This is a genomic window from Mycobacterium novum (assembly GCF_010726505.1).
Lineage (GTDB): Bacteria > Actinomycetota > Actinomycetes > Mycobacteriales > Mycobacteriaceae > Mycobacterium > Mycobacterium algericum.
This window is the reverse complement of record NZ_AP022562.1, coordinates 4262621-4284163: the sequence shown is the minus strand read 5'-3', so window position 1 is coordinate 4284163 and position 21543 is coordinate 4262621. Positions and strand designations below refer to the sequence as shown.

Here is a 21543-nt window from a genome sequence, read left to right as displayed (position 1 = left end):
GAGTGTTGTGCGCAGCGGAGAGATCAAAGCCCTCACCGGGCTTCGCATCATCGCCGCGGTGTGGGTGGTGCTGTTCCACTTCCGGCCGCTGCTGCGACTGGGGTCGCCGGCCTTCAGCGATGCGCTCGCCCCGGTGCTCGACTGCGGGGCTCAGGGCGTCGATCTGTTCTTCATCCTCAGTGGCTTCGTGCTGACCTGGAACTACCTGGAACGGATGGGGGAGTCCTTCTCACCGCGGGCCACCCTGCACTTCCTGTGGTTGCGGCTGGCCAGGGTGTGGCCGATCTACCTGGTCACCTTGCACCTGGCGCTGCTGTGGGTGATCTTCACCCTGCACGTCGGCCATGTGCCGACCGAAGACCTCAGCAGGATGACCGCGACCAGCTACGTGCGACAGGTCCTGCTGATGCAGCTGTGGTTCGAGCCGTTCTTCGACGGGACCAGCTGGAACGGGCCGGCCTGGTCGATCAGTGCCGAATGGCTGGCATACCTGCTGTTCGGTGGGCTGATCCTGGTGATCTACCGGGTGATGCGGGCGACGTCGGCCGGTGGCCTGGCCGCGCTGGCGGTCATCGCCTCGCTGCCGCCGCTGCTGCTGTTGCTGGCCACCGGCCAGTTCTACACCCCGTGGAGCTGGCTGCCGCGCATCGTCATGCAGTTCACCGCCGGCGCGCTGGCCTGCGCGTCGGTGCGCAAGCTGGGGCCGAGCGACCGGGCCCGCCGTGGCGCCGGCTACTGCTCGGTGTTGCTCATCGTTGCGATCGTCGGGACCCTGTACTACTTCGACGCGCATCCGATCTCCGGGCTGTACGACAGCGGCGGGCTGGTCGATGTGCTGTTCGTGCCGCTGGTGATGGCGCTGGCGATCGGAACCGGCAGCCTGCCGGTGCTGCTGTCGACTCGGGTGATGGTCTACGGCGGGCAGATCTCGTTCTGTCTGTACATGGTCCACGAGCTGGTGCACACCGCGTGGAACTGGGCCGCAATACAATTCGAGATCGTGTTGGACGAGGGGGCGGGTGCGGCCAAGTGGATGGTGTGCGGGCTGCTGGCGGGGGCGACGCTGTTGTCGGTGTTTTTGTTCCACGCCGTCGAGGAGCCGGGTCGGCGCTGGATGCGCCGGATGATCGGGGCCCGGCCGGAGACGGCGCAAGTCACGCCGGTCGAGGATCCGCTGGCCGTCGACCCGGTCGCCGCCGTGGCGGCGGATGAGCGGCTCCGGAACGGACGCACCGAGGCGGTTCCGGTCAGTGTGCACTGACCCGTTCGGGGGAGGTGAGCGGTGGGCCGGCTGACGATGTTCGCCGGCTCGCTGGTGGCCATCGTGCTCGCCGTCGTCGCCTGCACCGGCTACCTGGCACGCGATGACGATTCCGCGCGCCACTACGACACGGTGTCGCTGAGTGCCTCGCCGAACCGGATCGCGGTGATCGGCGACTCTTACACCTCCGGATACGAGGACACCGGTCGCGGTGCGGCGAACTGGACCGAGCGGGCCTGGCAGACGCTGGCCGGCCGCGGCACCTACGTCCACGCCGACGTGGCGGCCGAGGGCGGCGCGGGTTACGCGGTGCGCGGTAACCGGGGCGGCCTGTTCGGGGACCTGACCGCCCGGGTGGTGCAGCCAGACGACGCACTGGTGGTGTTCTTCGGCTCCCGTAACGACCAGGACGTCGAACCGGGCCAGCTGACCAGGTTGGTCGCCGACACCCTCGGGCTGGCACGCCGGGCGGCACCGTCGACCCGGATGCTGGTGATCGGGCCGCCGTGGCCCACCGCGGAGGTGCCCGCCGATCTGTGGCGGATCCGCGACATCCTGAGCACCGAGGCGCGCGTGGTGGGGGCGGAGTTCGTCGATCCGCTCGCCGAAGGCTGGTTCGTCGGCCGGCCGGAGCTGATCGGCCCCGACGGCGTGCATCCCACCGATGCCGGACATGCCTACATGGCCGACAAGATCGTCCCCCTGATCGCCGGCCAACTGCCGAAAAGGACCTGACCATGCGGGTATTGATCACCGGGGGAACCGGATTCGTCGGCGGGTGGACCGCCAAGGCGATCGCCGATGCCGGGCACCGGCCGCGGTTCCTGGTCCGAAACCCGGCCGGTCTGCACAGCAGCGTGGCACGGCTCGGTGTCGACGTCTCCGACTACGTCGTCGGTGACATCACCGACGCGGACTCGGTACGCGAGGCGCTGCGCGGCTGCGACGCGGTCGTGCATGCCGCCGCGGTGGTCGCCACCGATCCACGCCAGACCGCGCAGATGCTGCGCACGAACTCGGCCGGCGCCCACAACGTGCTCGGCGGGGCGGTCGCGTTGGGGCTGGACCCGATCATTCACGTCTCCAGCTTCACCGCGCTGTTCCACCCGGGCCTGAAGACGCTGCGGGCCGACCTGCCGGTGGCCGGTGGCGCCGACGGCTACGGTCGGTCGAAAGCCCGTGAGGATCTGTATGCGCGTGGCTTGCAGGATGCCGGTGCCCCGGTCAACATCACCTATCCGGGCATGGTGCTCGGCCCGCCGGTCGGAGACCGGCTGGGGGAGGCCGGCGAAGGAGTGCGGGCCGCGCTGGAGATGCATGTCATCCCCGGGCGCGGCGCAGCCTGGCTGGTGATCGACGTTCGTGACCTGGCTGCCATGCATGTCGCGCTGCTGGAGCCTGGGCGCGGCCCGCGCCGCTACATGGCCGGCGGTCGGCGGGTGCCCCCGGGACGGTTGGCGAGCCTGCTTGCCGAGGTGTCGGGTTCGCCGATGCTCGCGGTGCCCGTCCCGGACCTCGCCCTGCGCTGGGCGGGACGTGTCTTGGACCAGGTCGAGCGGGCGCTGCCGATCTCGACCCCGTTCACCGAGGCCGGTATGCAGTACTACACCCAGATGCCCGCCTCCGATGACTCCCCGGCCGAACGCGACCTCGCCGTCGTGTTCCGCGATCCCCGGGACACACTGGCCGATACCGTCGCGGGGATCCGCGGCTAACCGGCGTCGCCGCCTCCGGCGAAGAGCACGGTGCCAGGGGACTCGAGGGAGGCGATGGAACCGGCTCAGACCTGCTGGAAGCGCCTGCTCAACTTCTCCAGGGTCAGCATTTCCCGTCCGGCGTCGCCGAAGTAGGGGATGCCGATCCCGTACTCGTCCCGCCGGGCCCAGCGCGGCACCGGTGGCACCGGTCATGGCGATCACCAGACGCATGTCGGCGCCTACTCGGGCCATGAGTTGCCGAGGATGAGGTCGGTGAAATCGGTCGGCACGAACCCCGGGTCGAAGTGCGCCACGACATCGGCGTTCATGGTGCCGAAAGTGGTGTGGGGGCGGTGTTTCATCCCGTCGTTGAAGGCGGCGAGGATTTGTCTCTTGAAGTCGGGGCGCGGATGGGCCGTCGTGACGGCGGCGATGTCCTCGGGGGACAGGTCATCGCGTCCGATGCCGATCACGTCGGTTTCGACACCGGCGCTGACCAGGGCGATTTCCGGGTCGAGGAACTCGGGCACCCCCGGCGTGGTGTGCAAGGCGATGGCCAGCCAGACCTTGTCGGCGTCAGCCTTGTCGACGCCGCGTTGCAGTAGGAAGTCGCGTGCTGCGTCGGCGCCGTCGACCTCGAAGCGCACCGTCGAGGTGCGGTAGCGCCGGGTCAGGCCGAGGTCGTGGAACATGGCTCCGGCGTAGAGCAGTTCCAGGTCCGGTTGCAGGCCGCGGCGCCGGCCCTGCAGTGCGCCGAATAGGAAGACCCGGCGAGAGTGGTTGAACAGCAAGTCGTCTTCGGTGTCGCGGATGAACTCGGTGATCTCGCGAGCCAGCGCGGTGTCGGGAATGGTGATGTCAGCGATTGTTTCGATGGACTGGGTGGCCATGGTCGCATCTCCTCCGTTTCGGGTACGCCCAGTCTGCGTGGCACCTGATGCTCGCACCGCGGCTGTTCGCGCCAGTTTTCCCACAGATTGCGACACTCGCCGCAGCCCGTCGCGCGAGACGCCCGGGCGCCGGCCGACATAATGGCCAGGTGGCGCAGGCCGGTGTGGGACCACGGGTGGTGGTGATCGTGGTCTTCGACGACGTGACGATGCTCGATGTCGCCGGGGCGGCGGAAGTCTTCGTGGAGGCCAACCGATTCGGTGCCGACTATCGGGTGAGGTTCGCCTCAGTCGACGGCCGCGACGTGGCGACCTCGATCGGGGCCCGGTTGGGCGTCACCGACCGCATCGCCGCCGTCGACTCGGCCGACACCGTCATGGTCGCCGGCAGTGACCTGCTGCCCCGGCGAGCGATCGATCCGCAGCTCGTCGACGCCGTCAGATCAGTGGCGAGCCGGACCCGGCGTCTGGCGTCGATCTGCACGGGTTCGTTCATTCTCGCCCAGGCTGGAATGCTCAGCGGGCGGCGCGCCACCACGCATTGGCACGACGCGCCGTTGTTGGCGCGGGCGTTCCCGGATGTCACCGTCGAGCCGGATGCGATCTTCATCCGGGACGGCGACGTCTTCACCTCGGCCGGGGTGTCGGCGGGCATCGATCTGGCGTTGGCGCTGGTCGAAATGGACTACGGCAGTGAACTGGTGCGTGAGGTGGCCCGGTGGCTGGTCGTCTATCTCAAGCGTGCGGGCGGTCAGTCTCAGTTCTCGGTGCTGGTCGAGGCCCACCCGCCGCAGCAGTCTGCGCTGCGCGCGGTCACTGACGCGATCGCAGCGGACCCGGCGGCCGATCACAGCGTGAATTCGCTTGCGGTGCGCGCCGCCTTGAGCAAGCGGCAACTGACCAGGCTGTTCCAGTCCGAACTGGGGACCACCCCGGCCCGCTACGTCGAAAAGGTGCGCGTTGATGCTGCCCGGGCCGCGCTCGACGCCGGCCACTCGGTCGCCGACTCGGCCGGCCGGGCGGGATTCGGCAGCGCCGAAACCCTGCGGCGGGTGTTCATCGACCGTTTCGGTGTCTCACCGAAGGCCTACCGGGACCGGTTCCGTACCACCGCCCGCAGTTGACGGAGCTCCGCGGGGCTGACTAGTCCTCCTTGCTGATCAGCTTGCCCAGCGCCGCCCGGTCCGGTGCCAGCAGTTCGTCGATGCGCGGCTGGTTCACGTCGGCGACGATGATCTCGCCGACCTCCTGGTGGACGCTGCTGAACATGCCGTGTGCCTTCATCTTCTCGGTCTGATACAGGTTGTCCTGGGTGGGCGTGACATAGTGCACCGCCGCAGCCTTGAAGCGGTGGATCAGCCACAGGTGGGTCAGGTCCATCAGCCGCTTCTGCCGAAACTTCTCGGCGAAGGTGTTCTGGTCGCGCACTGTCAGGATGCTGCGCCCATGCCGGTCCTTGATCGGGTCGACGATCACGTTGGCGAGCTTCTCGTCGTCGTCACCGTAGATCCCCAGTTCCAGCACATCGGAGCCGGGCCGGGTCGGCCGCAGGTGCACGCGCAGTCGCTCCCCGAGCTGATAGTGCTCGGCCCACAACGCCAGCCATTCCTCGAGCAGCTTCTTGGGAACCTCGGTCTGCACCAGGTGCTGATGCTGGGTGGAGCCTGCGCCCATCGCCTTGGTGGTGGCGGTGCGGCCCGACGAGGCGGCCAGTGCGGCGTCGCTACGCGGTCCCCCGACCAGGGTCTGCGGGGTCCGGTAGGGCGACTCGACCAGCCGCATCTTGCGCTGCAGCCGGGCCAGCGCCAACATGCCGTCCTGCAGCAGGGTCGCCGCGAACTCCTCGGAGGCCACCCCGTCGACCTGGTGGCCGCCGTAGGTGATGAAGTTGAAGACGAACCCCATTTTGCCGAGTTCAGCTGGGAAGGCCCGCATCTGCTCGTCGGTCATGCCGGTGGTGTCCCAGTTGAACGAGGGGGACAGGTTGTAGGCGAGCATCTGGTCGGGATACACGGCGTGGATCGCCTCGGCGAACTCGCGGGCGTCGTCGAGATCGGCGGTCTTGGTCTCCATCCACAACAAGTCGGCGAAGGGGGCGGCGGCCAGCGACTTGGCGATCGCGTAGGGAATGCCGCCGCGCACCTGGAAGTAGCCTTCGGGAGTCTTGGCCCGTTCGCAGTCCCAGCCCGGGTCGGCATGGAGTTCGGTTGCCTTCTGTCGCGCGGTGTAAAGCGGTGCCCGGGCGGCGAATTCCCGCCATTCCGCGGCGCTCATGTCTTTCGGTTCGCCTTCACGTTCGGCGAACTCGAGCATCTCGGCGACGGCGTCCCCGAACGTCATCAGCCCGGCGTCGTTCTGCCACGCCTCGACGAACTTCGATTCGATCTCGTCGTAGATGCCGTCCACGGATTGCCCATTGCCGCGCCGACTCTCGGCCGCCGCCGTGATCAGCGCGGTGATGCCGTTGCGCTCCAGCCAGGTGTCGGCGGCGGTGTACTCGCCCTCGGGGAGGGCGTAGAGCAGATGGCCGTTGATCTCGGTGATCCCGGCGTTGTAGAACTGGCGCGTCATCGCCAGGAAACAGGCCTTGTAGGACGGGATCTTCAAGTTGGTGGTGCCCAGGATGAACGGCTGGTCGCGTTCGTCAGCGCGGCTCTCGACCAGGTTGGCCGCCTCGGCGTCGGTGCGCGCGACGATGATGCCGGGGACGCCCATCAGGTCCAACTGGAAGCGGGCGGTATTCAGCCGCTTGATCTGCTCGTCGGAGGGCACCAACACCTTGCCCCCCTGGTGGCCGCACTTCTTGGTGCCGGGACGCTGATCCTCGATGTGGTAGCCGGGCACGCCGGCCTCCACGAAACGCCGGATCAGGTTGCGTACGTGAGGATCACCGCCGTGACCGGTGTCCGCGTCGGCGATGATGAACGGCCGGTAGTCCACGGCGGGGGTGGCGGCGCGTTGCTCCTCGGTCATCTGCAGGCGCAGGTAGTGCTGGTTGCGGTCGGCGGTGAGCAGGGCACGCACCAGCCCGGCCGCCTCATCGGGCACCTGGCTGAGCGGGTAGCTGGCCAGGTCGGGCCCCGGATCCTCGGTGATGGACCCCTTGGCTGAGGTGGCCCACCCGCCCAGGTAGATGCCCTCGATGCCCACCCGCTTCATCACCACCGCCTGACCCGGCGAATACGGGCCGAACGTGGTGATGCTCTTCTTGGCGGCGAACAGCTCACGCAGCCGGGCGTAGAACGCCGTCGCTGCTTCGCGCGCCACGATGTAGTCCGAAGGGATGGTGCCGCGCTGCTCGACCACCTGGCGGGCGCTGTAGAGGCGGGTGATGCCTTCGAAGCGCGGGCTGTCGAAGTAGTGCTGTGTCGCCGCGACGTCGGCTTCGATGTCTCGTTGGACCGGTGCGCTCGTCGCCGCGTTCGTCTCGATCGTCGTCATGGAATTACGCTCCTGTTCGCCGGGGTCATGCGGCGGTCCCAGCTTCGCCTCTCCTTCGTCGAGCCTCGTGAACCGCCGGGTTGTTGCGGCGGTTCCAGCTTCGCCTCTCCTTCGTCGAGCCTCGTGAACCGCCGGGTTGTTGCGGCGGTTCCAGCTTCGCCTCTCCTTCGTCGAGCCTCGTGAACCGCCGGGTTGTTGCGGCGGTCCCAGCTTCGCCTCTCCTTCGTCGAGCCTCGTGAACCGCCGGGTTCCGCGTGCCGCTGCCACGTATTGTGCCGCCGCTCGCTGAGCGATAGCGCAGTTTTGCCATACATCTTGGCCACGCCGCGGGCGGCGTCGCGGAAGTTGCCTGAAGCCGGTGGATTCGGCGGCTTTCGCGGCTATGGTGATCTGTTATGACGGCCCGGTCAGGCCGCTGGGACACCCCATGGGATCAGCCGCCGCAGCGTATCGCTTCGGTGGTCCGACCGGTGGGCCGCTGGGGGGCGCGGCGGATGAGTCGGCGCTTCGCCGGCGTCGGCGTACAGATCCCGGCCGCCCGGCTGCGCGAGATGATGGCCGGCGCGCCGCCGGCGTCGGCGGAGTCGATCGACTACACCTTCGCGCTCGCCGCGACGGCGATCCAACGCGAGCAGCGGCTGGCCCGGGCGCGGCGCAACCGCCGGCGCCTCGTTCAGTTGCTGATCATCGCCGGTTTGACGCTGGCCGCGTTGAACCTGCTGATCTGCATGGGCTATCTCTTCGTCAGCCTGGCGCTGCACGAACCGGCGATGTGAACCCGCCGGCCGAGTTGCGCCGGTGAGCTGAGCCCGCAGCTTCGGCAGCGGCGCGATGCTCAGACCAGCCGCCCGCGTGCGGTACTGTTGCGATCGTCGCAATGACGGAACCCGGGTTCCGCGTCGGTGAGAGCACCGCTGCCCGGCCCGCATCGGACTGTCCTGCGTCGGAGTGACCCAGACCAACGTGGGGGAGGTGCGCACCCGGTGTATCGAGTGTTGAAACGGTTCTGGATTCCACTACTGCTGGTGGTCGTCGTGACACTGGGCGGGTACGCGATCACGCGGATTCGCGGCTCGCTGGGACACCACGGTCCCAATCTGGCGGAGGGCTCCGCGATCACCGAGAACTTCAATCCGAAGCACATCACCTACGAGGTCACCGGGACGGGCGGCACCGCCAGCCTGAATTACCTCGACGAGAACGGCCAACCGAATCTCATCGAGAACGCCTCGCTGCCTTGGTCATTCACAATCGTGACGACGCTGCCGTCGATGTCGGCCAACATCATGGCCCAGGGCGACCGCCAGGTCAGCGGGCTGCGGTGCCGGGTGACCGTCGATGACGTGGTGCGCGATGACCGCGCCAGCACCGACACCGTCAAACCATTCATCTACTGCCTGGTGAAGTCGGTATGAGCGCCCTACCGCCGCATCGCCCCTTCCTCGGCCGGATGGTTCGGGTCTTCTCGCTGCCGATCGTCTTGGCGTGGGTGTTCCTCGCGGTCGTCCTGGGCACGTTCGTCCCCTCGCTGGGGGAGGTCGCGGCGACCCGGTCGGTGCCGCTCAGTCCGCTGAACGCACCGTCGTATCAGGCGATGCTCAATATCGGCAAGGTGTTCGAGCAGTACGACTCGGACTCCACCGCGATGGTGGTGCTGGAGGGCGAGGACCACCTCGGCGACGCCGCGCACCAGTTCTACGACGAGATCATCGCCAAACTCGAGGCGGACCGCGAGCACGTCCAGAACGTTCAGGACTTCTGGGGTGACCCGCTGACCGCGGCCGGCGCGCAGAGTGTGGACGGCAAGTCCGCCTATGTGCAGATTTTCCTCAACGGCTCGCAGGGCACCAGCGAAAGCCACGAATCGGTGGCGGCTGTGCGTGACATCGTCGCCTCGCTGACGCCGCCGCCGGGCATCACCGCCCATGTCGCGGGCAACACGGTGCTCAATGCCGACACCAGCGTGGCCGGTCATCAGAGCATGGCCACGATGGAGCTGGTGTCGGTGGCCATCATCATCATGATGCTGCTGACCATCTACCGCTCCGTGGTGACGATGCTGGTGTCGATGGTGGTCATCGGGTTGGGGCTGTTTGCCGCGATGGGTGTCACGGCCGCCGCCGGCAATCTCAACATCATCGGTCTGACGCCGTATGCGGTGAGCATGGTGACCATGCTGTCGCTGGCCGCCATAACGGACTACGTGATCTTCCTGTGGGGCCGCTACCAAGAGGAGAGGTCGAAAGGCCTTGAGCCCGAAGCGGCGTTCTATATCGCCTACAGCGGGGTCTCGCACGTCATCCTGGGTTCCGGACTCACCATCGTCGGTGCGTTGCTGTGCCTCAACATGACCACGCTGCCCTACTTCCAGACCATGGGCCTGCCCTGCGCGATCGCGCTGTTGGTGGTCATCGCCGCGGCACTGACCCTGGCGCCGGCGGTGCTCACGGTGGCGTCGCGATTCGGACTGCTCGACGCCAGGCAGAATCTGTCGACGCGGGGCTGGCGCAAAGTCGGAACCAGCACGGTCCGCTGGCCCATCCCGATCATCTTGCTGACGGGCATGGTCGCCGTGGTGGGTTTCGTCAGCCTGCTGACCTATGAGCCTCAGTACAACGACCAGAATTTCACGCCGTCCGACATGCCCGCCAACCTGGCCATGGATGTCGCGGATCGCCACTTCTCCCAGGCCCGGATGAATCCCGAACTGTTGATGCTCGAGGCCGATCACGACCTGCGGACTCCCTCGGACATGTTGGTGATCGAGAAGGTCGCCAAGAACGTCTTCCGGATGCGGGGCATCGATCGGGTGCAGACCATCACCCGGCCGTTGGGGGCGCCGATCGAGCACAGCTCCATCCCGTTCCTGCTCGGCGCGCAGAACGCCGGCACGCTGCAGGCCGCGAAGTTCAACAACGACAATTCGGCACAGCTGCTCGAGCAGGCCGACGAGATGGCCAAGACCGCCGCCAGCCTGGAACGCATGTACACGATCATGAAGGAGACCAGCGAAACCACCCACAGCATGGCGGGTAGGACGCACGAGATGGCCGACACCACAGATCAATTGCGCGATCGACTGGCCGAGTTCGACGACTTCTGGCGACCCATGCGCAACTACTTCTACTGGGAACCGCACTGTTTCGACATCCCGATCTGCTGGTCGCTGCGGTCGATCTTCGATTCCCTGGACGGGGTCGATCAACTCGCCCAACAGATACAGGGGCTGACCATCGACATCGACCGCCTCGACGAATTGATGCCGCAGATGCTGCCGGTGCTGAGGGAGAACATCGAGTCGATGAACCGGATGCGCGACATGATGATCGCGACCCACAGCACCATGGCCGGCACCCAGGCCCAGCAACAAGAACTGGCCAAGGGCGCCACCGAGATCGGCCTGTATTTCGATCAGGCCAAGAACGACGATTTCTTCTACCTGCCGCCGGACGTGTTCGACAACCCCGACTTCCAGCGGGGAATCAAGATGTTCATGTCGCCGGATCACAAGGCGGTTCGGATGATCATCACCCACCAGGGCGACCCAGCCTCGGTGCAGGGCATCGCACACGTCCGGGATCTCAAAGACGTCGTGGCGGACGCCCTCAAGGGCACTCCGCTGGCCAGCGCGAAGGTCTCGCTCGCCGGCACCGCGTCGCTCTACTCGGACATGCAGGACGGCGTCACCATCGACTTGATGGTCGCCCTCATCGCGTCACTGATCCTGATCTTCGCGATCATGCTGATCATCACCCGCAGCGTGGTGGCCGCCCTGGTGATCGTCGGCACGGTGGCCGCATCGCTGGGCATCGCGTGTGGCTTGTCGGTGCTGTTCTGGCAGGACATCCTGGGCTTGGGAGTGCAGTGGATCGTGCTGCCGCTGTCGATGGTGATCCTGTTGGCAGTGGGCTCGGACTACAACCTGCTGTTGGTCTCGCGCCTCAAAGAGGAGATCCCCGCCGGACTCAACACCGGCATCATCCGTGGCGTGGGCGCCACCGGGCGGGTCGTCACCGCCGCCGGGTTGGTGTTCGCCTTCACCATGATGGCAATGCTGGTCAGCGATCTGCGTGTCGTCGGTCAACTGGGTATGACGATCGGTATCGGCCTGGTCATCGACACGTTGATGGTGCGGGCTTTCATGACGCCGTCGATCGCCGCGGCTCTGGGCCGTTGGTTCTGGTGGCCGCTGGACACCTACAAGATCACCGGCCACCGCGGTAGGTGATCGTGGACGCAGGTGATGAGTCGCCGGTCGCTGGTCGGGGACGCAGGAGGGACGCGAGATCCAAACTGCGCCAACGCACTGACGGTCGGCTGGATCGCTCGCGTGATTCCGCGATTCTCGACGCCGCGCTGGCCGCGTTGACCGAGCACGGTTACAACGGCACGAACATGAACGACGTCGCCACCCGTGCCGGGGTGGGCAAGGCCGCAATCTACCGCCGCTGGTCGTCGAAGGCCGCGTTGATCACCGATGCGCTGTTGTACTGGCGGCCGGACCTTATCGACGACGACGCCCCCGACACCGGCAGCCTGGCCGGTGACTTCGACGCGCTGGTTGAACGTGTGGCGCGCAACGACAGCGAGCGGATCCCCAACGATCTGGTGCTGCGGGTGGCGATGGAGGCGATGCATGATCCCCACCTGAGCTCGGCGCTCGACGACCTGATGCTGCTGAAGGGCAGGCGCATGGTGACCGCCATCCTGCAACAGGCGACGACACGCGGTGAGCTCCCGCCCGACCGGGATTGGTCGCTGATCGCCGACGCCTTGACCGGCATGGGCCTGATGCGGGCCATCAACGGTCAGAGCGTCGACGCGACGTTCATCCGGAGCGTCATCGACACGCTGATCCTGCCGGCCGTCTGCGCTGCCGACACCGGACCACCGCAGCCTGCGGCGCAGCATCGATCGCGGCAACGGCATCCTCGGGTGAGCAAGCCGGACAATGGGAAGCGGCCCGACGCCGAACCCTAGACTGCGGGGCATGCATCCCCCGCAGCACCCGGCGGCACCCAAGGGCCTGGTCCAGATCGAGGAGTGCCTGGATGCCGACGGCGGTATCGTCTTGCCGCCCGACGACACCCTGATCTCGCTGATCGACCGCAACATCGCCAATGTCGGTGACGCGGTGGCGTTCCGCTATCTCGACTACGCCGGCCCGGACGAGGGCCGCGCGGTAGAACTGACCTGGGCGCAGTTCGGGCGGCGGCTACGCGCGGTCGCGGCCCGGCTACAGCAGGTCACCGCGCGCGGTGACCGGGTGGCGATCCTGGCGCCGCAGGGGCTCGAGTACGTCGTCGGGTTCTACGCGGCGGTCAAGTGCGCAACCGTCGCGGTGCCGCTGTTCGCCCCCGAACTGCCGGGCCACGCCGAACGCCTCGACACCGCGTTGCGCGACTCCGCCCCGTCGGTGGTCCTGACCACGGCAGCGGTACGGCCCATCGTCGAGGACTTCCTCCGCGGGCTCTCGCAGCCGCTGCCGCCGCGGGTCGTCGTCATCGACGAGATCCCGGATTCGGCCGCCGCAGCATTCGTGCCGGTGGAGATCGATATCGACGGTGTGTCGCATCTGCAGTACACCTCCGGCGCCACCCGGCCGCCGGTGGGCGTGCAGGTGACCCACCGTTCGGTGGGAACCAACCTGCTGCAGATGATCCTGTCGATCGACATGCTGGACCGAAACACGCACGGGCTCAGCTGGTTACCGCTCTACCATGACATGGGTCTGTCGATGATCGGGTTTCCCGCGGTCTACGGCGGGCACTCCACGCTGATCTCACCGACCGCGTTCATCCGCCGGCCGCAACGCTGGATCAACGCCCTGTCGGACGCCTCACGGCGCGGCCGGGTGGTCACCGCGGCGCCGAACTTCGCCTACGAACTCGCCGCCCAACGTGGCCTGCCGGCGCCGGATGCCGGTGTCGACCTGTCGAACGTGGTGATGATCATCGGATCTGAACCGGTGAGCATGTCGGCGATCACCGCCTTCAACGAGGCGTTCGCCCGCTTCGGGCTGCCGCGCACCGCGATCAAGCCCTCCTACGGTATCGCCGAGGCCACCCTGTTCGTGGCGACGATCGACCCCGACGCCGAGGCGAGTGTGCTGCATCTGGGGCGCGAGCAACTCGGTGCGGGCCGCGCGGTGCCGGTGGCCGCCGACGCCCCGGATGCGGTGACTCGGGTGTCATGCGGCAGGGTCGCCCGCAGCTTGTGGGCGGTCATCGTCGACGCCGGCACCGGTGAGGAACTACCCGACGGTCATGTCGGCGAGATCTGGCTGCACGGCGACAATGTCACCGCCGGCTATTGGCGCCGACCGGAGGAGACCCGGCGAGTCTTCGGCGCGCGGCTGCAGCGCCGGTTGGAGGGCAGTCACGCCGAGCGTGCGCCCATCGACGGCAGCTGGTTGCGCACCGGCGATCTCGGGTTCTATCGCAACGGCGAACTGTATGTGACCGGCCGGACGGTGGACCTGATGACCATCGACGGTCGCGGCCACTACGCGCACGATGTCGAGGCCACGGTGGCGCAGGCCTCACCGATGGTGCGCCCCGGATACGCGGTGGCGTTCACTGCCGATCCCGCCGACCGGTTGGTGATCGTCGCCGAGCGCGCCACCGGGACCGGCCGCAAGGATCCGGGGCCGGCGGTCGCGGCGATCCGCGCGGAGGTGTCACGGGTGCACGGGTTGGCCGCCGCCGACGTCGTGTTCGTCCCGGCGGGGGCGATCCCGCGCACCACCAGCGGCAAACTCGGACGTACGGCGTGTCGCGAGCAGTATCTCGCGGGCGGGCTGGCCTGACGCCGGCCCTGGCGCGTCATCGCCGGCACCGCACAGCGGGCGCACAGCGCGGACATGCGGGACACCAAAAACTGCTAATTAGCCTCCTTAGAGACTCGTCGGCCGTTCGTCGGCCAGGATATAAGGGGAGGCAATGGATTTCGGAGCCCTGCCGCCGGAGATCAACTCGGCGCGGATCTACGCCGGTGCGGGGCCGGGTTCGTTGCTGGCCGCCGCCACAGCCTGGCAGGAGCTGGCCACCGAACTGAACTCGGCAGCCGCGTCCTACGGTTCGGTGATCGCCGGCCTGACCACCGGGTCGTGGGCGGGGCCGTCGTCGGTGGCCATGGCGGCTGCGGCCGGCCCCTACATCACCTGGCTCAACGCCACCGGAGCGCAGGCTCAGCAGGCCGCGGCCCAGGTGTCGGCGGCGGTGGCGGCCTACGAAACCGCGTTCGCCGCCACGGTTCCGCCGCCACTCATCACGGCGAACCGCAGTCTGCAGGCGACGCTGACGGCGACGAACATCCTGGGGCAGAACACCGCGGCGATCGCCACTACCGAAGCGGACTACCTGGAGATGTGGGCTCAGGACACGGCGGCGATGTACGGCTATGCCGGGGCGTCGGCGCTAGCCACCCGCGTCAGTCCGTTCACCTCACCGCCGCAGACCACCGACCCGTCCGGCCAGATCACCCAGTCCTACTCGGTCGCGCAGTCCGCGGCGGCCACCACCGGAACCGACACCGAGGCTTTGATGTCGCAAGGGCCGCAGCTGATCTCGGCAACCCCGACGGCACTGCAGGGGCTGGCGGCGCCGGCGACTGAGACGCCCTCGAATGCGTCGTCGGCCTCGCTGTCCGGCCTCACCTCGCTGACCATGCCGTTGCGGATGGCGATGATGCCGATGACCATGCTGATGCGGATGCTCATGACCGGCACCAACGGCGCCAAGGGGGCTGCGGCCGGTGCGGCGGCACCGATTGCAGCGTCAGGGGCGCTGACCACCGGCAGCGGTACGGTGACGCTGACCGGCCTCACGACCGGGCAAGCGGCAACGGCCGGGCTGGGGCGGGGCGCCTCGATCGGCGCGCTGTCGGTGCCGCCCGGCTGGACCGGTGTGGGTGCGGCGACCGGCCCGACCGCCGCGGGCTTGCCTCTCACCGGTTCGGTGGCGGGACCGGCGGGACATCCGGCAGCGGTGCCGCCGATGGTCCCGGTCGGCAACCTGGCCGGGCGCGGGGGTATCGGCGCGACGGCCACCCAGTACGACTTTCGGCCTACGGTGATCCCGCGGTCACCGGCGGCCGGGTAGCCGCCGAGCCTGGCGCGGCCGTCGAAACGCCGGGAGTACCCGCGGCATGCGGCGGTGGTACCCGTAGCGGCCACCAGAACCAGCGGCCGAGCAGCGCCGCGATCGACGGGGTCAGAAACGACCGCACGATCAAGGTGTCGAACAGCAGCCCCAGTCCGATCGTGCTGCCCGCCTGGCCGATCGAGTACAGGTCGCTGACCGCCATCGACATCATGGTGAACGCGAACACCAGGCCTGCCGCGGTGACCACCGACCCGGTTCCGCCGATGGAGCGGATGATCCCGGTGTTGATTCCGGCATCGATCTCTTCGGCGAACCGCGAGACCAACAGCAGGTTGTAGTCCGAGCCGACGGCCAGCAGGATGATCACGCCGAACACCGGGGCGATCCAATTCAGCGGCAGCCCGAAGATGTGCTGCCACACCAGCACCGACAGCCCGAACGCCGCGCTGAGCGACAGCAGCACCGTCCCGACGATCACCGCGGCGGCCACCAGCGCCCGGGTGATCAGCAGCATCACGATGAAGATCAGCGTCACCGCGGCCACGCCGACGATCAGAATGTCGTAGGCGGAACCGGACTGGATGTCGTTGTAGACCGCCGCGGTCCCGGTGAGATAGAACGTGGCGCCGGTCAGCGGGGTGCCCTTCACCGCGTCGTGGGCGGCGGCCAGCATCGGCTCCACGACGGAGATGCCCTTGGGGGTGGCCGGATCGGCGTCGTAGGTGACGATGAACCGGGCGGCAGTGCCGTCCGGAGACACGAAGAGCTGCAAGCCCTTCTGGAAATCGGGGTTGTCGAAGGCCTCCGGCGGCAGATAGAAGTAGTCGTCGGCCCTGGAGGCGTCGAAGGCCCGCCCCATCTCCGTGGCGGTGTCGGTCATCCGCGCCATCTGGGTCACCAGTCCGGCGAAGCTGCTGTGCATGCGCAGCAGACTGGCCCGCATGGATTCGGCCACCGCGATCATCGGGGTGAACTGGCCGACGATCTGCGGGATCACCGCGTCCATGTCGTTGATGTCATCGAGCAGCGGCCGCATCTTCTCGCTGAACTGATCCATGCCGTCGTAGGCGTCGAACACCGACCGCACCGCATGGCAGACCGGGATGTCGACGCAGTGCTGCTCCCAGTAGAAGTAGTTGCGCACCGGCCGGGCCACATCGTCGAAATCAGCGATGTGGTCGCGGATCTCGTCGACGGTCGAGGTGATGTCGGCCATGTCGGTATGCATCCGGCCGGTGGTATCGCCCATCCGCATGACCAACTCGCGCAGCCGGTTCATCGAGTCGATGGTGGCGCCGAGCTCGTCGCTCATGGTGAGCATGTCGGCGAGCCGCTCATTCATGAACTGCAGGTTCTGCTGGATCGGCACGGCGCCCATGCTGACCTGGAACGGTATCGACGTGTGGTCGATGGGGCTGCCCAGCGGCCGGGTGATGCTCTGGACGCGTTCCACCCCGCGGGTGCGGAAGATGTTCTTGGCGATCCGGTCCAAGATGATCATGTCGGCCGGGTTGCGCAGGTCGTGATCGGCCTCGACCATCAGCACGTCGGGATTCATCCGCGCGGCGCTGAAATGACGTTCGGCGGCCTCGTAGCCGACGTTGGCCGGCAGATCGGCCGGGATGTAATACCGGTCGTTGTAGCTGATCTTCATGCCCGGCACCGCGAGCATCCCGACCAGGGTGACCAGCAACGCGGCCACGAACACCGGGCCGGGCCAGCGGACGTTCGCGGTGCCGATCCGGCGCCAGCCGCGCCCCTCGACCCGCTTGGGGTCGAGCAGCGGGGCGGCGACCGCGACGATCGCCGGAGCGACGGTCAGCGCACCGGCGATCACCACCAGCAGGCCCAGCGCCGAGGGGATGCCCAGTGCCTTGAAGTAGGAGAGCCGGGCGAAGTGCAGGCACAGCGAGGCGCCGGCGATCGTCAGCCCCGAGCCCAGGATCACGTGCCAGGTGCCGCGGAACATCGAGTACCACGCGGTTTCACGGTCTTCCCCGGCGTTGCGGGCCTCGTGGTAGCGGCCGATCAAGAAGATCGCATAGTCGGTGCCGGCCGCGATCGCCAGCGACGACAGCATCGCGACCACGAACGTCGAAAAGCCCAGTAGGCCCGCGTTGCCGAGCAGCGCGACCAGACCGCGGGCGGTGCCCATCTCGAAGCCGACCATCACCAGCGCCAGCGCCACGGTGGCCGCCGAACGGTAGACCAGCGCCAGCATGATGATGATGACGACGCCGGTGACCCCCATCATCTTGAGCATGGATTTGTCGGCGGCTTCGGTCATATCGGTGGTCAGCGCCGCCTGGCCGGTGACGTAGGCCTTCACCCCGTCCGGCGCCGGCACCGAGGCGACGATCTTGCGCACCGCGTCGACCGACTCGTTGCCCAGTGTGCTGCCCTGATCCCCGGCGGTGTTGATCTGCGCGTAGGCGGCTTTCCCGTCACTGCTCTGCACGCCGGCGGCGGTGATCGGATCGCCCCACAGGTCGGTGATGTGCTGGACGTGTTCGGGATCGGCGGACAGCTTGGCGATCAGCGTGTCGTAGTAGCGGTGCGCCTCCGGGCCGAGTTCGTTCTCACCCTCGAGCACCAGCATGACCAGGGAGTCGGAGTCGAATTCGTGGAACTTCGCACCGATGTGCTTCGCGGCGATCAGCGACGGCGCATCCTGCGGGGACATCGTCACCGCGTGCTCGCGCGCCACCGATTCGATCGGCGGCACCAGCACATTGAGGCCGACCGTCAGCAGCAGCCAGAAGACGATCAGCGGCCAGGCCAGCCGGCGAACCAGGCGCATGTAGCGCGGGCGGGGGTTGCTGTGGCCGCTCATGCCGCTTTGACCAGACAGAAGGTCTGAGCGTGGTGCCCGACGGCGATGTGTTCATCTTTGACGGCGCCGTTGACGGTGATGCGGCAACCGATCCGGTCCCCATCACCTTGGGCCACTAGGTTGCCGATCACGGCGGGGCTCGTCGTGGTGATGGTGTAACGCCACGGCAGCCGGGTGAATGTCGCCTGCACGGGCTGCGTCTGCTCGTCGAGGTAACTGACCCCGCCCGCGGAATCGTGCGGGCCGAAAAGCTCGTAGACGACCTGTTTTTCGTTGATGGAGTCGATGGGCGCCGAGCCGCTGCCGTCCCAGTGGAAGATCTCGTCGGATCCGAACGCGCCGCGCAGGTTGACCACCGCCACGGTTCCGGCGACCGCGGCGGCAGCGATCACCAGTGGCACCCAGGCCCGCTTCGCGATGGTGAACATGGTGGCCATCTTCGGCACCTCCCTCGATTCGACCGATGTGCGTCAATATACCCCCAGGGGTATCTATCGGGTCGCAGCGGTGCCCGGCCGGCCTGTGATCGGCGTTACCGGGTGGGCCGGCGCCGTTGCGCGGCGACCGCTTCGCCCAGCCAGCGCCGCAGGAACCGGCGCAGCTCATCGGGGGAGCGGCCGGGGTCGTTGGGGGCCACGATGAACGACAACATGACGCGCAGGGTGAACTCGACCAGTTCGCGCTGGCTCGCTGCGTCGTAGCCGTGTTGCGCCCAATCGACGTCGAACCGGTCGACCATGCGCATTCCGAACGTCAGGGACTCCTCGGACGTCATCTCCCGGTTGAGCGGGGAGGTCGACGACAGCATCGCGCCCAGGTGCGGGGAGCCGGTGACCGCATCGAGGGTGTAGAGCGTGCCCTCGGTGAGCGCGTCGGCGGGGTCATGGATGCCGCGGACGTGGTCGGTGAGGCGGTCGAGGAAGTCGTCGACCGAGGCGATCGCCACGGCGCGCATCAGGGCGTCGGCGGTGGGGAAGTAGCGATACACCGTCTGCCGGATGACGCCCAGCGAGCCGGCGACGTCGGCCAGCGACACCGCCGCACCCGTCTCGGCGACCAGGTCGACGGCCGCGGCGATGATCCGCCGGCTCGCCTCCTCGTCGCTGTGGGGCGGATTACCCCCCCAGCCACGTCGGCGTGCCATCAGCGACCCCCTTGACAACCGACGGACACCGAACAATCATACGCCAAGACGTTCATTTGTATGGTGATAGTAAGGGTGGCCATGACCGACCTGATCGTGCGCAAGTTGCGGTTCGCATTCGCCGATCATCCCGTGCCGTTCCTGTGGAACGAGGCCAACCCGGCGTTCTCGTCGATGGCCAATGCGGTCTCGCTGCTGGCGATCGGCTTCGAGAAGATGATCGGCGGCATGATCAGCGAGGCCATGCCGCTGATCACCGACCCGGCCGTCGCCGAGGAGGCCGACGCCTTCGTCCGCCAGGAGGGTCAGCACTCGATGGCCCACCGCGGCCACGCCAAGGCGCTGGTCAAGGCCTACCCGGCCCTCAAGGAGACCGTCGACGAGTGCAACGCGATGTTCGACAGGATGACCGCCGAGAAGTCGCTGGCCTATCGGCTGGCTTACACCGCCGACCTCGAGGCGACCTTCACCCCGGTCTTCAAGCTGATGCTGGATCACGACGACACGCTGTTCGCCCCCGGGGATGACCGGGTCGCCTCATTGTTCTTGTGGCACTTCGTCGAAGAGGTCGAGCACCGTAGTTCGGCATTGATCATCTACGACCATGTCATCGACGATCCCTGGTACCGGATGCGGATGGCGCCGTCGATCTTCAAGCACGTGATGAGCGTGATCAAGGTGGCCTGCCTGGGATTCAACAAACACGTCCCGCTGGCCGACCGCAAGGTCGACGCGCTGTCATTGTTCAGCACCTATCGGGGAAAACAGGCCTGGCGGCGGCGCATGCCGTTCGGCTGGCCGGCCGATCAAGGGCCGGTGGCCGACGCCTTCAAGCATCTGCCCAAAGGGGAGATGCTCACTGCGGTGACCGGTATCGTGCGTAGTCAGCTGCCCAATCACAAACCGGCGCACGAGAAGATCCCCGTCCTGGCCGAGAAGTGGTTCGCCCGCTACGCCGACGGCTACGACGTGACCAAGTGGTACACCGCCGAGGAGAAGAGCGCCTGATGTCTGATCTGTGTGCCCCGACTTTCGAGCGGCTCGCCGAATCGCTGGGCTTCTCCTGCGCGGAGGCCGGCGGGCTCGTCGAGTTCCGCAATCCGCTGCAGCTGGAGAACTGGACGCTGCCGGTCCTGGAGATCACCGTCATCGTCGGGGCGGTGCTGGCACTGGTCTACGCCATCAACCGGTTCCGGCGCCACGGGGATGCCACCAACCTGACGCTGTGGTTCGGCGCGATCGCCTACCTGCTGATCATCGAGCCCCCGCTGTACTTCCCGGCGGCGTTCGGGATCGCCGAGCATGTCGATACCATGTTCGCGCACAACGTGTTCAGCGTCGATTTCCTGTGGGGACGGCTGCCGCTGTACATCATCGCCATCTATCCGATGATGGCGACCGTCGCGTTCGAGATCGTCCGAATCCTGGGGGTCTTCCGCCGCTACGGCGTCGTCGTCGGCGCCGTGTGCGTGGGCTTCGTCCACCACGCCTTCTACGAGATCTTCGACCACCTCGGCCCGCAGCTGCGCTGGTGGGAGTGGTCGGTGGACAACCCGCTGAATCAGCCGATGTTCGCCTCGGTCCCGATGGGCAGCGTGGTGGTCTTCGCGGCGCTGTGGCCGGCGTCGTTGGCGTTCTGCGTGCAATTGCTGGTGGGGCGCCACGTCGACGAGGGCAGGCGATTCAGCGGGCTGCAGGTGCTGCTGCGCACCGTGGTCGTCGGGCTGTTGGCATCGTTGGGAACCGGCATCCTGCCGCTGCCGGCAACACTGCTGGGAGCCGCCACCGATGGCAGGCTGCTGGGCATCGCTTATGCCGCAGAGCTTCTGGTCATCGTCGCGGTCGCCGTTCCGGTGCTCGTGGCACAGTGGCGGCGGCTGCGGCTGAACCTGATCATCGACGGCCGCCACGACAACCCGTTGATGGTGCGCTACGCCGCGGTATATCTGTCGGTCATGACGGTGCTGTGGCTGACGGCGCTGCCGGCCTACCTCGACGCCGTGGGTGGCGTCACCGCCAACGGCGACCCGGTGGGAAGCCTCTGGTACACGATCGGCTGCTTCACGGTGGCCTACCTGTGTGTCGCGGCCGCGGCGACGGTCCCGCCGATCCTGCCGGATGCCGTCGAGCGGGCGACGCCGGCGCCCGCCGCGACGGGCTGACTCAGCCCCT

The 21543-nt window shown here is 67.5% G+C and carries 16 protein-coding genes and 1 pseudogene; 12 read left to right on the top strand and 5 right to left on the bottom strand.

The window, feature by feature from the left end; all coding sequences use genetic code 11:
• Positions 1-7: 7 nt before the first annotated feature.
• From G6N19_RS20175 to G6N19_RS20165, 3 genes are read left to right on the top strand one after another with little or no spacing between them, the layout of a single operon-like run.
• Positions 8-1261: an acyltransferase family protein gene (locus G6N19_RS20175; protein WP_013828930.1), complete on the top strand. Its 1254-nt coding sequence runs from the start codon at positions 8-10 to the stop codon at positions 1259-1261.
• A 36-nt stretch (positions 1262-1297) separates the two neighbouring features.
• Positions 1298-1996, top strand: a complete 699-nt coding sequence (locus G6N19_RS20170) for an Rv0518 family GDSL lipase (RefSeq protein ID WP_081465652.1) — start codon at positions 1298-1300, stop codon at positions 1994-1996.
• A gap of 2 nt (positions 1997-1998) precedes the next feature.
• On the top strand, positions 1999-2976 hold the full coding sequence (locus G6N19_RS20165; protein WP_013828932.1) for an NAD-dependent epimerase/dehydratase family protein: 978 nt from the start codon (positions 1999-2001) through the stop codon (positions 2974-2976).
• A 221-nt stretch (positions 2977-3197) separates the two neighbouring features.
• Here G6N19_RS20165 and G6N19_RS20160 read toward each other — a convergent pair whose 3' ends face one another.
• Entirely contained in the window at positions 3198-3848 is a 651-nt protein-coding gene (locus tag G6N19_RS20160) for an HD domain-containing protein (RefSeq protein WP_013828934.1), read from the bottom strand.
• 209 nt (positions 3849-4057) lie between these two features.
• Here G6N19_RS20160 and G6N19_RS20155 point away from each other — a divergent pair, with 209 nt between their 5' ends.
• The gene (locus tag G6N19_RS20155; protein ID WP_232062727.1) at positions 4058-4972 is read left to right on the top strand and encodes a GlxA family transcriptional regulator; all 915 of its coding nucleotides are present in this window, start codon (positions 4058-4060) and stop codon (positions 4970-4972) included.
• A 19-nt stretch (positions 4973-4991) separates the two neighbouring features.
• Here G6N19_RS20155 and aceA read toward each other — a convergent pair whose 3' ends face one another.
• Complete coding sequence (aceA, locus tag G6N19_RS20150; protein WP_013828936.1) at positions 4992-7289, bottom strand: isocitrate lyase ICL2; 2298 nt, start codon at positions 7287-7289, stop codon at positions 4992-4994.
• Between the two features lie 395 nt (positions 7290-7684).
• Between aceA and G6N19_RS20145 the strand changes: the two genes are divergently transcribed.
• From G6N19_RS20145 to G6N19_RS20120, 6 genes and pseudogenes are all read left to right on the top strand, one after another.
• Positions 7685-8065 carry a hypothetical protein gene (locus tag G6N19_RS20145; RefSeq protein ID WP_232062444.1) on the top strand — a complete coding sequence of 127 codons (381 nt, stop codon included), beginning with the start codon at positions 7685-7687 and terminating at the stop codon, positions 8063-8065.
• Positions 8066-8272: 207 nt separating this feature from the next.
• A complete protein-coding gene (locus G6N19_RS20140) occupies positions 8273-8704 on the top strand; it encodes an MmpS family transport accessory protein (RefSeq protein ID WP_041317870.1) in 432 nt (143 codons plus the stop codon).
• Positions 8701-11517 carry an MMPL/RND family transporter gene (locus tag G6N19_RS20135; protein ID WP_041317873.1) on the top strand — a complete coding sequence of 939 codons (2817 nt, stop codon included), beginning with the start codon at positions 8701-8703 and terminating at the stop codon, positions 11515-11517. The genes G6N19_RS20140 and G6N19_RS20135 overlap by 4 nt, the downstream gene beginning before the upstream one ends.
• A gap of 2 nt (positions 11518-11519) precedes the next feature.
• Positions 11520-12167, top strand: a pseudogene (locus G6N19_RS20130) (TetR/AcrR family transcriptional regulator); the annotation flags it as partial.
• A 112-nt stretch (positions 12168-12279) separates the two neighbouring features.
• Positions 12280-14097, top strand: coding sequence for a fatty acyl-AMP ligase (locus tag G6N19_RS20125; RefSeq protein WP_193465506.1), 1818 nt, complete (start codon positions 12280-12282; stop codon positions 14095-14097).
• 133 nt (positions 14098-14230) lie between these two features.
• The gene (locus tag G6N19_RS20120; protein ID WP_013828942.1) at positions 14231-15391 is read left to right on the top strand and encodes a PPE family protein; all 1161 of its coding nucleotides are present in this window, start codon (positions 14231-14233) and stop codon (positions 15389-15391) included.
• On the opposite strand, the gene G6N19_RS20115 is transcribed toward G6N19_RS20120, so the two are convergent.
• The 3 genes from G6N19_RS20115 to G6N19_RS20105 all read right to left on the bottom strand — a co-directional run bounded on the left by G6N19_RS20115 (position 15357) and on the right by G6N19_RS20105 (position 19371).
• Positions 15357-18227 carry an MMPL/RND family transporter gene (locus G6N19_RS20115; protein WP_013828943.1) on the bottom strand — a complete coding sequence of 957 codons (2871 nt, stop codon included), beginning with the start codon at positions 18225-18227 and terminating at the stop codon, positions 15357-15359. The two genes, G6N19_RS20120 and G6N19_RS20115, sit on opposite strands and share 35 nt — an antisense overlap.
• On the bottom strand, positions 18224-18655 hold the full coding sequence (locus tag G6N19_RS20110) for an MmpS family transport accessory protein (protein WP_041319828.1): 432 nt from the start codon (positions 18653-18655) through the stop codon (positions 18224-18226). The genes G6N19_RS20115 and G6N19_RS20110 overlap by 4 nt, the downstream gene beginning before the upstream one ends.
• A gap of 104 nt (positions 18656-18759) precedes the next feature.
• On the bottom strand, positions 18760-19371 hold the full coding sequence (locus tag G6N19_RS20105) for a TetR/AcrR family transcriptional regulator (protein ID WP_013828945.1): 612 nt from the start codon (positions 19369-19371) through the stop codon (positions 18760-18762).
• 81 nt (positions 19372-19452) lie between these two features.
• Here G6N19_RS20105 and G6N19_RS20100 point away from each other — a divergent pair, with 81 nt between their 5' ends.
• Together G6N19_RS20100 and G6N19_RS20095 are read left to right on the top strand one after the other, a co-directional pair.
• Positions 19453-20379 carry a metal-dependent hydrolase gene (locus G6N19_RS20100; RefSeq protein WP_041317876.1) on the top strand — a complete coding sequence of 309 codons (927 nt, stop codon included), beginning with the start codon at positions 19453-19455 and terminating at the stop codon, positions 20377-20379.
• A complete protein-coding gene (locus G6N19_RS20095; protein WP_013828947.1) occupies positions 20379-21533 on the top strand; it encodes a hypothetical protein in 1155 nt (384 codons plus the stop codon). Before G6N19_RS20100 ends, G6N19_RS20095 begins: the two co-directional genes overlap by 1 nt.
• Positions 21534-21543 lie beyond the last annotated feature (10 nt).

Coding starts and splice junctions, on each gene's coding strand:
- G6N19_RS20170 (WP_081465652.1), top strand. CDS start 1,298: ATGTTCGCCGGCTCGCTGGTGGCCATCGTGCTCGCCGTCGTCGCCTGC.
- G6N19_RS20165 (WP_013828932.1), top strand. CDS start 1,999: ATGCGGGTATTGATCACCGGGGGAACCGGATTCGTCGGCGGGTGGACC.
- G6N19_RS20160 (WP_013828934.1), bottom strand. CDS start 3,848: ATGGCCACCCAGTCCATCGAAACAATCGCTGACATCACCATTCCCGAC.
- G6N19_RS20155 (WP_232062727.1), top strand. CDS start 4,058: ATGCTCGATGTCGCCGGGGCGGCGGAAGTCTTCGTGGAGGCCAACCGA.
- aceA (WP_013828936.1), bottom strand. CDS start 7,289: ATGACGACGATCGAGACGAACGCGGCGACGAGCGCACCGGTCCAACGA.
- G6N19_RS20145 (WP_232062444.1), top strand. CDS start 7,685: ATGACGGCCCGGTCAGGCCGCTGGGACACCCCATGGGATCAGCCGCCG.
- G6N19_RS20135 (WP_041317873.1), top strand. CDS start 8,701: ATGAGCGCCCTACCGCCGCATCGCCCCTTCCTCGGCCGGATGGTTCGG.
- G6N19_RS20125 (WP_193465506.1), top strand. CDS start 12,280: ATGCATCCCCCGCAGCACCCGGCGGCACCCAAGGGCCTGGTCCAGATC.
- G6N19_RS20120 (WP_013828942.1), top strand. CDS start 14,231: ATGGATTTCGGAGCCCTGCCGCCGGAGATCAACTCGGCGCGGATCTAC.
- G6N19_RS20115 (WP_013828943.1), bottom strand. CDS start 18,227: ATGAGCGGCCACAGCAACCCCCGCCCGCGCTACATGCGCCTGGTTCGC.
- G6N19_RS20110 (WP_041319828.1), bottom strand. CDS start 18,655: ATGTTCACCATCGCGAAGCGGGCCTGGGTGCCACTGGTGATCGCTGCC.
- G6N19_RS20105 (WP_013828945.1), bottom strand. CDS start 19,371: ATGGCACGCCGACGTGGCTGGGGGGGTAATCCGCCCCACAGCGACGAG.
- G6N19_RS20100 (WP_041317876.1), top strand. CDS start 19,453: ATGACCGACCTGATCGTGCGCAAGTTGCGGTTCGCATTCGCCGATCAT.
- G6N19_RS20095 (WP_013828947.1), top strand. CDS start 20,379: ATGTCTGATCTGTGTGCCCCGACTTTCGAGCGGCTCGCCGAATCGCTG.